General features: G+C 63.4%; 11 protein-coding genes. 3 read left to right on the top strand and 8 right to left on the bottom strand.

Annotated features, from left to right (window positions below):
• Window positions 1–28 precede the first annotated feature (28 nt).
• From ACE03M_RS16035 to ACE03M_RS16020, 4 genes are all read right to left on the bottom strand, one after another.
• Entirely contained in the window at window positions 29–541 is a 513-nt protein-coding gene (locus tag ACE03M_RS16035; RefSeq protein ID WP_143922775.1) for a GyrI-like domain-containing protein, read from the bottom strand.
• Window positions 542–708: 167 nt separating this feature from the next.
• The gene (locus ACE03M_RS16030; protein WP_143922774.1) at window positions 709–1,383 is read right to left on the bottom strand and encodes an anthranilate synthase component II; all 675 of its coding nucleotides are present in this window, start codon (window positions 1,381–1,383) and stop codon (window positions 709–711) included.
• On the bottom strand, window positions 1,380–1,553 hold the full coding sequence (locus ACE03M_RS16025; RefSeq protein WP_186293079.1) for a hypothetical protein: 174 nt from the start codon (window positions 1,551–1,553) through the stop codon (window positions 1,380–1,382). Before ACE03M_RS16025 ends, ACE03M_RS16030 begins: the two co-directional genes overlap by 4 nt.
• 2 nt (window positions 1,554–1,555) lie before the next feature.
• The gene (locus tag ACE03M_RS16020) at window positions 1,556–2,659 is read right to left on the bottom strand and encodes a class E sortase (RefSeq protein ID WP_485935023.1); all 1,104 of its coding nucleotides are present in this window, start codon (window positions 2,657–2,659) and stop codon (window positions 1,556–1,558) included.
• 381 nt (window positions 2,660–3,040) lie between these two features.
• On the opposite strand from ACE03M_RS16020, the gene ACE03M_RS16015 reads away from it, so the two are divergent.
• Complete coding sequence (locus ACE03M_RS16015) at window positions 3,041–3,958, top strand: cell division protein CrgA (RefSeq protein ID WP_485935022.1); 918 nt, start codon at window positions 3,041–3,043, stop codon at window positions 3,956–3,958.
• A 423-nt stretch (window positions 3,959–4,381) separates the two neighbouring features.
• Here the strand turns inward: ACE03M_RS16015 and ACE03M_RS16010 are convergent, their stop codons facing one another.
• Together ACE03M_RS16010 and ACE03M_RS16005 are read right to left on the bottom strand one after the other, a co-directional pair.
• Window positions 4,382–5,089, bottom strand: a complete 708-nt coding sequence (locus ACE03M_RS16010; protein ID WP_143922771.1) for a rhomboid family intramembrane serine protease — start codon at window positions 5,087–5,089, stop codon at window positions 4,382–4,384.
• 75 nt (window positions 5,090–5,164) lie between these two features.
• A complete protein-coding gene (locus ACE03M_RS16005) occupies window positions 5,165–5,704 on the bottom strand; it encodes a peptidylprolyl isomerase (protein WP_143922770.1) in 540 nt (179 codons plus the stop codon).
• Window positions 5,705–5,876: 172 nt separating this feature from the next.
• On the opposite strand from ACE03M_RS16005, the gene ACE03M_RS16000 reads away from it, so the two are divergent.
• Window positions 5,877–6,725: a hypothetical protein gene (locus tag ACE03M_RS16000; protein WP_485935019.1), complete on the top strand. Its 849-nt coding sequence runs from the start codon at window positions 5,877–5,879 to the stop codon at window positions 6,723–6,725.
• Between the two features lie 130 nt (window positions 6,726–6,855).
• Here the strand turns inward: ACE03M_RS16000 and ACE03M_RS15995 are convergent, their stop codons facing one another.
• Entirely contained in the window at window positions 6,856–8,127 is a 1,272-nt protein-coding gene (locus tag ACE03M_RS15995; protein WP_485935018.1) for an MFS transporter, read from the bottom strand.
• Window positions 8,124–9,848 carry an arginine--tRNA ligase gene (argS, locus tag ACE03M_RS15990; RefSeq protein WP_485935017.1) on the bottom strand — a complete coding sequence of 575 codons (1,725 nt, stop codon included), beginning with the start codon at window positions 9,846–9,848 and terminating at the stop codon, window positions 8,124–8,126. The genes ACE03M_RS15995 and argS overlap by 4 nt, the downstream gene beginning before the upstream one ends.
• A 165-nt stretch (window positions 9,849–10,013) precedes the next feature.
• Here argS and ACE03M_RS15985 point away from each other — a divergent pair, with 165 nt between their 5' ends.
• Complete coding sequence (locus ACE03M_RS15985) at window positions 10,014–13,310, top strand: S41 family peptidase (RefSeq protein ID WP_485935015.1); 3,297 nt, start codon at window positions 10,014–10,016, stop codon at window positions 13,308–13,310.
• Window positions 13,311–13,377 lie beyond the last annotated feature (67 nt).

Genomic DNA, 13,377 nt, shown 5'->3' with positions numbered 1-13,377 from the left:
GTCTCGGTGGCGGCCCCAGTTCGTCTTCTCAGGACAGAGTGAGGAAGAGGTCGGTGCGCAGATCCGCCGGGTCCATATCAGGCTTCGGCTCTGTCACGTAGACCTCGAAGAACGGCAGGTCCGGGTGGTGTCCGGCGTCGACGACCGCCTTCATCAACCCCGCCCAAGCCTCACCCAATCCGTCATATCCACCGGTATGGGTCAGTGCGGCGATCGATCCGCCGGGCAGCTGGGACGGGATCGCGATGAGGCCCTCGCCCAGAGGCAGGGCCTGCTTCAGCCCCGAGGTGAGCGGAAGGCCGATCTCCAGGTCGACGGTGTCGCTGGGTTGGCGCGTGTACAGCGCGAATGCGGGACCAGCGATTTCCTGCTCAGCCTCTGCCAGGGCAGGGAACAGCCCGGAGAAGGCGGCGTCGAAGTGGGTTGGAAGGTCCTCCATGGCGACATTCCTGACCTCTACGACGGCGGTGGGGACCGACGTCGCCTCGAACACGGTGAGTTCGAGGAATGGTTCGCTCCGGTTGATACTCGACTCTGACATCAGTAGGTCCTCTCAGGGTGTCTCACGATCCTAATATGCCGAGTAGGGCCGCAGGAAGAGTCTGAGCGGGATTGACTCGTTGTCGTGACCGTCTGAGCCGGAGTAGCTGTTTCAGCCGAGGCAGGTGCCTAAGCCGGAGTGGCGGCCGCGTAAGCCGGAACCGCAGCTTAAGCCGGAGAGGCGGCCGGGATGGGTTTCGCCGCGATCGCCGAGGCCATCGGGGACATCGCGGCGGCCCGCGCGGCGGCACCGTCGATGCCGCAGACCTCGAGCCAGTTGCCCAGCATCAGATAGCCGCATTCCGTGAGCACGGACTCCGGGTGGAACTGAACACCGAACAATGGCTGTTCACGGTGTTCGATGGCCATCACTACTCCATCATCGGTGCGGGCAGTGACCAGGAACTTCTCGAGATCGATGGTCTCATCGACGATCGCCAGCGAGTGATAGCGAGTCACGGTCAGCGGGTTCTTGCAGCCGAAGAAGATGCCCTGACTGTCGTGGGTGATCACCGACGTCTTTCCGTGCATGAGCACCGGCGAGTGGGTCACTGTGGCGCCGAATACCTCTCCCAGCGCCTGATGGCCCAGGCAGACTCCGAACACCGGGGTGCCAGTCGTCTCCGCCCAGGCGATGAGGTCCGGGCAGACTCCCGATTCGGCCGGCACTCCCGGACCCGGTGACAGTAGGACACCGTCGTACTCCGATGCCAGGGCCACGACAGCCTCGGCGCTCAGATCGTCATTGCGGATGACGTGAGTGTCGGCTCCGAGCTCGCGGACGTAGGACACGAGCGTGTAGACGAAGCTGTCGTAGTTGTCGACGACGAGGATCTTTGTCATTGGCCACCGCTTCCATCAGTCACAGTTGCGTTGTTGAAGGGCATGTACGGGGCGACGACCGGGAAGACGTACTGCATGAGCAGCAGCACCACAGCCGCGATGAGGATGAGGGCGAAGATGAGTTTGATGAACCAATTGCCCGGAAGCAGTCGCCAGATCAGACCGTACATTCTCAGGCACCACCGTTCTTGCTGACCTTGTCGTAGGCTTTCGAGTCCTTGATGTTCTCCGGTGCACCGTCGCCGGCCGGAGTCCAGTCGGTGAGCTCGGCGTAGGCGACGTAGCGCTCTCGGGCCGAGAACATCGGGTTGCAGGCCGTCATCGTGAGGATCCGGTCCTTGCCCTTGAATTTCGGTTCGTTGGGGACCGGTGCGAGCACCTCTACAGCATCGGGAAGGATGATGTCGAAGTTGCGGAACGTATAGGTGTAGAAGCCGTCCTTGGTCTGGACGATGATCTCATCGCCGGGACGCAGCTTCGCGATCTGGTTGAGCGGTTTGCCGTAGGTGACGCGGTGGCCGGCGATCGAGAAGTTGCCGACTTCGCCCGGCATCGCCGAGTTCGGGTACCGACCCACGCCCATCCGATTGAGGACGGGTTCGAGATCCACGCCCTCGGCGACCGTGCGGTAGTAGTCGTCGCCGAAGCGCGGAATGTAGAAGATGCCGAACGCCTCGTTCTTCTCCACCGGATCCGCCACGACAGGTTCATCCGGATCGTCCGGAAGCTCGTTGGGGTCCTGGTTCTGCCAGTCATCGGTGAGCTGGTCGGCCAGCACCTCGTTGTCGCGGTTGGCTTCGATATCGGTCCACCACAGCTGCCAGACCACGAACAGGATGAGAACCATTCCGGCGGTGATGCAGAGCTCACCGAAGGTGCGGATGGTGCCGCGAACTGGGCCCAGCGGCTCACGCTCCGGCTTCTGCCTCCGACGGTTGGTGCGACGACCGCCGTCGTTGTGTCCGCCGTCGTTGTGTACGTTGTAGTTCTGTGCGCTGTAGTTCGCAGCGTCCGCACCTGCTCCCGCATGCGCGCCGAGGTTGGGATCCGTTCCGCTGTTGACCGCGGGCATGACCTGAGTCGAGTCCGAGTAACCGAGCGGCGCATCGGAGTAGACGGCGGTCGGAGCCCCGTTTGCGGCCGCAGCTTCAGCCTCGCGACGTCGGAGTTCACGACGGCTGGGAAGTGGTTGATCGGTCGCTGAAAGCGAGCCGGATCCCGGGTTCGAACCTGCGCCTGAATTCGGTGCCCCGCCGAGGTCGGGTGCGGAGGTCATGGGTTCTGTGGACGGGTTCGCTTCGTAACCGCCGTATCCACCCTGTGACTGGTGTCGTTCAGTGGCCGGGTAATGCGAGGAGTTCTGCCTCTGAGCAGGACGAATAGTGGGTCGCGATGACGCGTCTGCGTCTGATTCGTTACCCGGGAAGGGACCATTCACCACTGCTGCACCGTGCCTATTGTTTCGAATCCGGAGCTCGCCCAGAGGGCAAGCGGGGACACCGTATTGCACTTTATCGCATGAAACTGCACAAACAGGTCGTTCTCAGGGTAGTTGGAGTTTTTAAAACTGCCGGATGTCACGAGTAGACTGATGTCCGATTGTCCCTATTCATCAATCGTCTGACCTCAGCAATGGTCGGCCGTATAAGGAGTACTCGTGGCCAAGTCCAACGGACGGACCCAGCGCCCCCAGCGCACTTCTCGCAACTCGTCGAAGGCCAATGTCGAAACCAAGACCCAGCCGAACGACGATGTCGAGGCAGTAGAGGACTCGCAGGTCGAACAGACGGAGGATCTGGGGAACGAGAACCTCGAGGGCGACCTCCTCAACCTGGATGACTCCTCCGACAAATCCGACGTGCTTGCCGACGACGATGACATCGACGGCGACGCTGGAGTTGCCGACGCCGGAGTTGCCGACGCCGATGCCTCCACGCTCGGCGATGACAACGCTGCAGTTGACGAGTCGGCCGAGAAGTCCACGGCAGCGGCAGCCGCCACCGGCAAGAAGTCCACATCGAAGGGCTCCGGGTCCAAGAAGACTGCCGCCGCCGATAAGGCTGATGCAGCCGACACGGCCGACGAGTCCACCGCCGACGCCAAGAAGACTGAGAAGTCAGAGAAGGTCGACAAGGCAGCCAAGTCCGACAAGGACAGCAAGGACAGCAAGGACAGCAAGGACAGCAAGTCTGCCGAGAAGAGCGAGACCACCAAGGGTGCCTCCGCAAAGGACTCATCGGCTAAGGGCTCTGCTGCCAAGGACTCATCGGCTAAGGCCTCTGCTGCCAAGGGTTCATCGGCCAAGCGCACCTCGCGTTCTGGCAATCCGGCCAAGCGCCCTCAGGGTCGCAAGACCGCCTCTTACACCTCGCAGTCCGGCCAGCAGACGATCAAGCCGAATCCTCGCTGGTTCCTGCCCGTGCTCATCGGCCTCCTGCTCATCGGCCTGATCTGGCTCGTGACTTTCTATGTCTCGCAGGGAGCGTTCCCGGTCGAGGCTTGGCAGAACTGGAACATCCTCATCGGCTTCGCCTTCTTCGTCGCGGGGCTGATCATGTCCACGCGCTGGAGGTAGGCGGCAGGCACCGCGCCTGCCTACGAATGACGGGGGTTGCGTCGACAACCGGGTGTGCGCACCCGCAAGTCGACGCGGCCCCCGTTTTTCGTTGACGTTCCCGTCGTCACCCCAGGCCCCACGGAGGTCACCTGCGGGTGAGTTGTCGGACCGCAATTGACGTTTCAACGGCCTCGACTGGCACTTGTCCACAGGGACGAAGTTATACCCAAGCCGGGAATGTCGCTTGTGCATAACTTATTATGAGCCTGTGACCTGGCGAAATACACGCATGTAAGTTATCCACCATGTGGATAAAGGCTGTGGACAACTATATTCGGTCCGCGAGAACGCCAATTGTTCGCGGAAGTCTGATACAAGCCTGAGAGTCGTTGCGCGCACCTGTGTGGATGGTCAGCGGTGCTCTTCACAAGGCGGTGCTCTTCACCTGGCGGCGATCTGCCAGGCGTCGTTGATCTGCCACGCGCTGGCAGCGAGCATCATGAGAAGCAGCCCGAGGGCCGCGAGTGCGAACATCAGCGTCGACTGCTTCTTCGGCACCAACAGAGCACCGCAGCCGAGCACGAAACCGGCGATGAGTCCGCCGAGGTGGGCCTGCCAGGACACTCCTGCGACGAGTAATCCGTATCCGAAGTTGAGGGCAACGAACAGCACGACCCCCGTGATGTTGCGGTCGAGCTTCCGGGTCGGCACCAGCAGCACGCCGATGATCGCGAAGACCGCACCGGAGGCACCGATGTTGTTCGTCACCCAATCCACAGAGAACGGCTTCGCGAGAACGAGGACCATGACGGATCCACCGATCGCTCCCAGCAGATAGAGGACGAGGAATCGCCAGCGGCCAAGAGCTCGCTCGACGAATGATCCGAAGAAGAACAGGCCGATCATATTGGCCAGGAGGTGGAACGGTGAGGGCTGGTCGTGCACCAGTGCCACCGTGAGAACCCGCCACGGCTGTTCGAGCACGAGGGCGGGTACGAAGCTCAGCCGATGGGTCAGATCCAGGCTGGGCAGCAGTTGAGCCAGGAAGATCACGCCCGTGAGGATCATGATCACACTGGTGACCAGCGGAGGGGTCACAGAAAGGGCCCGGCCGGTCTCCCGGGCCGAGCCCTCCTGAGGTGTGTCCATCACACCATGGTACTCAGTTCAGTCAGTCTCAGTACCCCAGGACAGCAGGTACCGATGCTCACCGGCGAATCGGAGTCAGCCGTTGATGTCGACCGATTCCAGGACGACTGGCTCGACTGGCTTGTCCATGGCAGCAGTGCGGACGTTGTTGATCTCGTCGACGACCTTCTGCGAGGCTTCATCGGCGACCTCGCCGAAGATGGTGTGCTTGCCGTTGAGCCATGGGGTCTCGGCGGTTGTGATGAAGAACTGCGAGCCGTTGGTGCCGCGTCCCATCTGCTTCCCGGCGTTGGCCATGGCCAACAGGTACTTGCGATCGAACTGGAGTTCCGGGTGGATCTCATCATCGAAGGTGTAGCCCGGGCCGCCGGTGCCGGTGCCCAGCGGGCAACCGCCCTGGATCATGAAGTCCGAGATGATGCGGTGGAAGTTGAGGCCGTCGTAGAAGGGGCGCTTGGTGGGTTCGCCGGTGGCAGGGTCGGTGAATTCGCGCTCACCCTTGGCCAGTTCCACGAAGTTGGCAACAGTCTTCGGCGCGTGGTTGCCGAAGAGGTTGATGGTGATGTCACCATGGTTGGTGTGCAGGACTGCTGTATGCGTAGAAGCTGTAGTCATAGGGCCATTCTTCCACGCCCCGGAGTCTTCCGCAGATTCGGCCGGCTCGGTTTGCAGACTCTGTCAGCGTATCTGCAGACAATTTCATGACGGCGTGATGTCCGGCGGCTTGCACCTAGGCCGTAGACTGAGACTGATCAATTGACCCCGACAAAGAGGATTGGGAATGTTCATGTCGAAGAAGTCAGCTCGAGATCCGTTCACTTCGAAGCTCGATTCCGCGAAGAAGACGTCACTCCGAGTCCTGGCCGATGCCAGCGGGGCCGCAAGTCCAAAACTCCGCGAAGCCGCTGACAAGGCACGCCCTCAGGTCGAGGCGCTTGCAGAAAAGGCTCGACCGCAGGTCGAAGCACTGGCCGATCGGGCCGAAGGTCTTGCCGTCAAAGCCCGCCCTCAGGTCGAAGCATTCGCCGACAAGGCGAATGACCAGGTTCACGCCTGGGCGGACAAGCTCGATGCCTACCGCCCCGAGGCCACCGAACGTGCCGGCAAGTTCGCGACCAATGCCGCCAACTCGCTGGCAGCCGTTGAGACCCCCCAGCTCGTCGACGATCTCGCTGTGCGCCTGACCGGCGACAAGAAGGCCGTGAAGAAGGCCCGCAAGGCCCTCACGAACGCCGGAAAGCGGATCCAGAAGGACACTGCACGCAAGTCCGGCGGCGGCAAGGCCGCAGTCGTGTGGACCTTGGTCATCGGCTCGGCAGCCGGAATCGGCTACTACGTGTGGAAGAAGGCGCAGCCGGTCGAGGACCCATGGTCGACACCGCTGCCCAACAACCGTCCGGAAGATGCTCGTCCGGTGGGCTCGACCCCCGCGTCCCGCCAGGGAACGGCACCCGAGGTTTCGCAGACTGCAGTACCCGAGTCGAAGACTGCCGAGGCCGCCCCCACGGCAGCACCGACTCCGAAGCCTGCAACCGAGGCCAAGGACACCAAGGCAACGCCGGCGACCATCGTCAAGCCTGCCGAGGATTCGACGTCAGCCGCCGAGACGGTGGAAGACAAGAACGCCAAGCACTGATCTGTCCGGAGAGGTCGACTGACATGGTCAACTGACCGGTCGATCGACCGGCCCAGACAGAGAGAACGGCTCCCGCCGCTGAAGTTCGCTCACGTGAAGACGTGAGAACAACAGCTGCGGGGGCCGTTCGTCATTCACCCAGAACCTCACGCTTGTTGGCCGGCCCACCACCCCGGAAGCGACCCGAGATGCGGACCGCCAGCAGCCCCGCGATCGTGAAGGCAAGAGTCGCTGCGAGGATGAGCAGAATCGGGGCCGTCCACCCATCGGTGACGTTGCCCAGCCAACCTGCGAACGGCGGGGCCAACGTGGCAGCGAGGTAACCGCCTCCCTGCACCCGCGCCGAGGCAGAGGCGGTTTCCCGGTCGCTTCCGGCGGAGCGGGCGATGATGGAGAAGATCGCGGTGAATCCGCCACCTTGGGCGATTCCGCCGGTGATCGCCCACAGTACGTATGAGCTCGGAGCGAGCAGCAGCCCTGTCGGGAGCGAGAGCCACAGCGCGGCGATGATCGCCACCGGCACCCAGGGCTTGGTTCTGGCCGCCAGCAGCGGAACACCGAATGCTCCGAGGATGGCAGCGATCTGAAACAGCGAGGCGGTCCCGCCCGAGGCTGCCGAGTCTAACCCTCCTGTGTCGGAGAGAATCGAGGGCAGCCACGTGGTGGTCGTGTAGTAGGCAATCGACTGTCCGCTGAAGGTGATCACGAGCAGTGCGATGATGGCACGGAATTCGGGAGGTGCCTCGCGCCAAGGACGACGTGCCGGTGTGGGTGCTGGTGATGCCGGCGCATCCGCCGAGGCTGCGAGGATTGCGTTGCGTCGGATCCGCAGCCGGATCACGAACAGCCAGTAGAAGAGTCCGATCACGGCCAGAGCACCCCAGATGGCCACGGCCCACCGCCACCCGACTGCTGCAGCCAGGGGACCCGTGCCGAGCAGGGTGATCATGGAGCCGACATTCATTGTGGCCGAGTACAGGCCCGTCACCATCGACACCTGGCTCCATGGGACTTCGCGCCGGATGATCACCGGCACAGCGATATTGCCCAGAGCGATGGCGAAGCCGATGATTCCGGTGCCCGCGAGCACGAGCCAAGGCGGACCGAGCGAGCGCAGCACGGTTCCGAGGAGCACACCGGTGAGGCAGGACAGCACCGTCGCCTCCGCACCGAAGCGTCCGATGGTCTTCCCCGCAACAGGGGTGACGAGGGCGAACAGCAGCACCGGCAGACCGGTAAGGAGGCCCACCCCGGCAGCGCTCAGCCCGGTGTCGTCCTGAATGTCACCGAGGACGGCGGTCGGTGCGATGATCGGTGCCCGCAGATTGATCGCCAGAACGACGATGCCCACGACCATCCACGGCAGCATCCGCCGGGCGACGGATGGGTCCGGCTGGTTCACATGCGCTCGGGCACGCGGATGCCCAGGACACCGAGGCCGGCCTCAAGCACCTCGAGGACCGTCTGGCTCAGACGCAGCCGGGAATCGCGCACCTCGACGGATTCGGCGATGAGGACCGGGCACTGCTCGTAGAACGAGGTGAACGACTGGGCGAGGTCGAAGAGGTACGTGCACAGCCGGTGCGGCGTGGAGCCGGCGACCACCTCGGCGAGGACATCGGAGAACCCGAGGATCGCCAGAGAAAGGTCACGTTCGGCAGCCTCGCCGAGGTGGATCGGCGCAGCCGTGAACGCATCCCCGTCCGCCTTGCGCAGGATCGAGCGGATCCGGGCTCCGGCGTACTGGAGATAGGGGGCGGTGTTGCCGATCGGGGCGAGCATCCGGTCGAGGTCGAAGGTGTAGCTCGTGTCGTGGGCGACGGAGAGGTCGGCGTACTTCACGGCACCGATGCCCACGATCTGTGCGACCTCGGCTTCCTCTTCGGGGCTGAATTCGGCGTTCGACTCCTGCAGTGTGGCCTTCGCGCGGGCGACGGCCTCATTGAGGAGTTCGGCCAGGCGCACGGGGGCACCGCTGCGGGTACGCAGGATCTTCCCGTCGTCACCGAGCACGTTGCCGATCTTCACGTGCTCGACCGCAACCTCCTCGGGCAGCCAACCGGCGGCTCGAGCGATGGAGAAGATCATTTCGAAATGCATCGCCTGCGGGGTGCCGACGACGTAGAGGACACGATCGGCACTGAGTGTGCGCACCCGATGGCGGACAGCCGCGAGGTCCGTCGTGGCGTAGCCGTAGCCGCCGTCGGACTTGCGAATGATGAGCGGCAGAGGTTCGCCCTCACGACCGGTGAAGCCCTCGGGGAAGACGCACAGTGCACCGTCGCTGATGCGGGCCAGGCCCTTCTCCTCGAGCTCTGCGCAGACCGCGGCAAGGTCATCGTTGTAGATGCTCTCACCTGCCAGGTCCTCATCGGTCAGGGTGACCTCGAGGAGTGAGTAGATGTTGTTGAAGTAGATCCGTGAGAACCCGACGAGGCGCTCCCAGAGTTCGAAGGTCTGCTCATCGCCGCCCTGCAGCGCGACCACGCGGGCACGTGCGCGAGTGGCGAAGGCCTCGTCGCTGTCGAACTTCGCGCGCGCGGCCTGGTAGAAGGCATTCGGGTTGGCCGAGATGTCCTGGGCCGTCTCCGATTCGATGCCGACGTCGAGGAGGTGCTCGATGAGCATGCCGAAGGGAGTGCCCCAGTCACCGATGTGGTTCTGGCGCACGACCGTGTTGCCGAAGTATTCGTGGGTCCGGGCCAGCGCGTCGCCGACGACCGTGGTCCGCAGGTGGCCGACGTGCATCTCCTTGGCGACGTTGGGTGCCGAATAGTCGATGACGATCCGCGCTGGGCTCGTCTCTGGCTCGACCTCGGTGGCGGTTCCCTGGTTCAGGGTCGATGCCAGGAACTCGGGGGTGAAGGTGAGGTTGATGAAGCCGGGACCGGATATCTCCGGGGTCTCACAGATCCCCTCGAGATCGAGGTTGGCCACGATCGTGGTCGCGATGTCGCGCGGTTTGGACTTCAGCTCCTTCGCCAAGGGCAGAGCCACGTTGGCCTGGAAGTCGGCGAACTGGCTGCTCCTGATCACAGGGTCGCGTCGCGTGAAATCCTCGCCGAAGGACTGTTCGAGGGCGAGTGCGAAACGATCGTTGAGAAGCGAAGTCAAAGATGGCATGACACTATTCTATTGGTCAGGGCCCGACTGCGCCGCATGGGCCGCGTCACCTCGGCGCCCAAGCCCGAGCATCTGCGCCGACGAGATCTCGCAGAGCGTGCAAATTGGCTGGGCATCCTCCTCCTTCACAGCTCCGCGTCCGTGCATGCTTGTAATGTGGGTCACGTGAATTCCTACACTTATCTCCGGTACCCGCACGTCCACGGTGATCTCATCACTTTCGTTGCCGACGATGACGTGTGGCTCGTCGCCGCCGAGGGTGGGCGTGCTTGGCGCCTGACTTCGGATCATGCTCCCGCGCGCAGCCCCAGGTTCTCTCCTGATGGATCCCGTATCGCCTATGTCTCGCACCGCGACGGCCACCCTGAGCTCATGCTCGCCGAGGTGGCTTCCGGTTCTCTGCACCGGCTCACCTGGCTGGGGTCGACGGCGATGACGATGCTCGGTTGGGCCGACGATGAACGCGTCCTCATCGGCTCAAACGCCAGCGAGTTCGAGTCACGCAATCACGTGGTGAGATCAGTCGGAATCGACGGCAGCGTCGAACGCCTGTCCTGGGGCAGAGCCTCGGGAATGGCCCACCATCACTCATCGGTGACCGCCCTGGCCACTCCCTACAGTCGTGAACCCGCGCACTGGAAGCGCTACCGAGGGGGAACCGCTCCGCGACTCTGGCTTGATCGCAGCGCAGACGCCACGGGCAGCGGAGTCCAGTGGCAGCGGCTGCTGCGCAACGAAGAGGCATCACTGACCGACCCTCTGTGGGTGGGAGACTCACTGGTCATCACTTCTGACAAGGCCGCGAGCTTCCCCCATCATGCCAACGAGCAGGCGAACCTCTGGATCTGGGACGGCCTGGCCACACGCAGCGGTGGGGATCCGGGTGAACCTCGACAGCTGACGTTCCAAACCGAAGCCGAAGGGTACGTCCGCAATGCGACGACCGACGGCACGCGCATCGTGTGGCACAGCCGCGGTGAGATCCGCATCCTCGACAGCCTCGATGCCAACATCCGGACCCTCGCGGTACAGCTTCCGGGCACCCAAGTGCAGCCGCTCAACCTCGACTCGAAGTCCAGGATCGGCGCCATCGCCCCAGATCACGAGGGTAACGCCTCCCTCATCGAATGGCGAGGAAAGACCTTCTGGTTGGCTCATCGTGAGGGCCCCGCACGAGCGTTGTGCGCGGACTCTTCGATCCGCACACGCCTCCCAGTGGTGCTAGGACAGACTGGACAGGCGGCTTACGTCACCGACGTCGAAGGCGAGGATGCCATCGAAGTTCGCGCCACCTCGGCGACGGCTACGGAACGTCGGATAGGAGCGGGCGCTCTCGGCCGAGTTCTGCACATGACCTCCGATCCGTCCGGAAAGACCTTAGCCACGATCTCCCACGACGGAAGCGTCCGTCTCGTCGAGGCCGGGAACGGCAAGACCCGATTGGTTGGACATTCGGGCTTCGGTGAGGCCAGGTCTCCCGAGTTCTCACCCGACGGACGGTACCTCATCTGGTCACAGCCCACTCAGGGTGAGGAGCAGTTGGCGCAGCTCATGCTCGTCGACACCAAATCAGACCGTGAGGCGCTGGCGCTGACCAGCGGGAAGTACAACGACTATTCCCCCACATTCACCGCCGACGGCAAATACGTGGTATTCCTGTCTGACCGGACTTTCGATCCTGCCTACAATCAGCACTCCTTCGATCTGTCGTTCAACGGTGTGACCAGACCGTGGCTGCTGCCGTTGAGCGCCACTGAGCCGGCTCCCTTCGGACCGACCTCGAGCGGTTGGGCGATCAGCGAACTGACCGATGAGGCGTCGAAGGCAGACAAGACCAAGGCGGAGAAGTCCAAGGTCACCACCGTCGAATTGGATGTCGAGGGTGCCGAGGAGCGGATCCTCGCGTTCCCCGTCTCTGCCGGTGTCTTCCGAAAGCTTGAGGCGGCTGTCGGCGGTGTCCTGTGGATCCGTGCCGGAGAATCCGAGGACGGCGTGCTCGGCACCGACCTTGATGCCCCTCCCACAGAGTCGATCCAGTACTTCGATTTCGCCAAACGCAAACTCGTCACCATCGTCGACAAGGCAGATGCCTATTGGGTGAGTGGAGACGGCAAGCTCATGGTCGTCTACGATGACGGCGATGTGACGGTGCGTCCCAGCAACCGCAAGGTCGAAGACGACGATGACGAGTGCGTCGCGGTGGATCTCTCCCGGCTGCGCTTCGAACTCGACCAGCGTGCCGAGTGGCTGCAGATGTTCGAAGAGAACTCGCGCATCATGCGCGATCACTATTGGCGTGCAGACATGAACGGCGTGAACTGGGAAGGGGTCACCCTGCGGTGGCGCCGAGTCGCCGCGAAGGCACTGACCCATGATGATCTCGTCGATGTGCTGTGGGAGACGGTCGGGGAACTCAACACCTCTCATGCCTATGTCACGCCCTCGAACGCCCTGGGAAACCCGACGAAGCGACTCGGCTTCCTCGGCGCTGACCTGGAACGGACGCCGAGCGGTTGGCAGATCGCACGGATTCTGCCCGGTGAGAGCAGCGAACCCGCGGCAAGATCGCCATTGCGCCAGGCAGGTGTCGGAGCTCAGGAGGGCGACATCATCCTGGCTGTCGATGGCCAACGGGTCGATGAGGTACGCGGCCCCGCCGCCCACCTGCAGGGAGCCGGCAACAGGATCGTCGAACTCACCCTGCGCCGTGGCCGCAAGGACAGCGTGGTGGCAATCGTGCCGCTGACCAGCGAGGAGAAGCTGAGGTACCAGGACTGGGTACGGTCGAGGCGGGAATATGTGACGTCGAAGTCCGAGGGACGTGTCGGGTATGTGCACATCCCGGATATGATGCCCAACGGTTGGGCACAGCTGCACCGCGACCTCAGACAGGCGATGTCGGCCGACGCTGTCATCGTCGATGTCCGATTCAACCGCGGCGGCCATACCAGCGCGCTGGTGGCCGAACGCTTCGCCGATCGTGTCATCGCCTGGAACGCTGTGCGCAACTACGATGCCATGATCGCCGACCCCGAAGACGCACGCCGAGGGCCCGTGGCCTTCGTCGCGAACGAGTTCTCGGGCTCCGACGGCGACATCATCAATGCCCGTGCTCAGGCCAAGGGCTTAGGACCCGTCATCGGTGTGCGCACCTGGGGCGGAGTTGTCGGCATCGACGGCCGCTACGACCTCGTCGACGGCACCGGTGTGACTCAGCCGCGCTACTCCTTCTGGCTTGAGGGCAAAGGCTGGGATGTTGAGAACTACGGCGTCGAACCTGATATCGAGGTCGAGCATGACCCCTCACAGCTGTTCAGTGACGACGATCTGCAACTCGACCGTGCCATCGCCGAGGTGCTCTCCAGCCTGGAGAAGACCCCTGCGGCCATGCCCCCGGACTTCCCGGCCCCGCGCGTGCAAACACCCCCGAAGCCTCAAGCCCCAGCGGCGCCCACGGAGTAGTCCCCGCGGCGGAGCCATGGAGTAGTCCCCGCGGCGGCGCCATGGAGTAGTCCCGGCGGCGCCGCCC

The sequence above is a fragment of the Brevibacterium sp. AGC70 genome (genome assembly GCF_057334195.1).
The sequence above is the reverse complement of the archived record's forward strand: the minus strand, read 5'-3'. Positions and strand labels throughout refer to the sequence as shown.

What these genes read in the sequence shown, in the direction of transcription:
- ACE03M_RS16035 (WP_143922775.1), bottom strand. Translation starts at nt 541, where the DNA reads ATGTCAGAGTCGAGTATCAACCGGAGCGAACCATTCCTCGAACTCACC.
- ACE03M_RS16030 (WP_143922774.1), bottom strand. Translation starts at nt 1,383, where the DNA reads ATGACAAAGATCCTCGTCGTCGACAACTACGACAGCTTCGTCTACACG.
- ACE03M_RS16025 (WP_186293079.1), bottom strand. Translation starts at nt 1,553, where the DNA reads ATGTACGGTCTGATCTGGCGACTGCTTCCGGGCAATTGGTTCATCAAA.
- ACE03M_RS16020 (WP_485935023.1), bottom strand. Translation starts at nt 2,659, where the DNA reads ATGACCTCCGCACCCGACCTCGGCGGGGCACCGAATTCAGGCGCAGGT.
- ACE03M_RS16010 (WP_143922771.1), bottom strand. Translation starts at nt 5,089, where the DNA reads ATGGACACACCTCAGGAGGGCTCGGCCCGGGAGACCGGCCGGGCCCTT.
- ACE03M_RS16005 (WP_143922770.1), bottom strand. Translation starts at nt 5,704, where the DNA reads ATGACTACAGCTTCTACGCATACAGCAGTCCTGCACACCAACCATGGT.
- ACE03M_RS16000 (WP_485935019.1), top strand. Translation starts at nt 5,877, where the DNA reads ATGTCGAAGAAGTCAGCTCGAGATCCGTTCACTTCGAAGCTCGATTCC.
- argS (WP_485935017.1), bottom strand. Translation starts at nt 9,848, where the DNA reads ATGCCATCTTTGACTTCGCTTCTCAACGATCGTTTCGCACTCGCCCTC.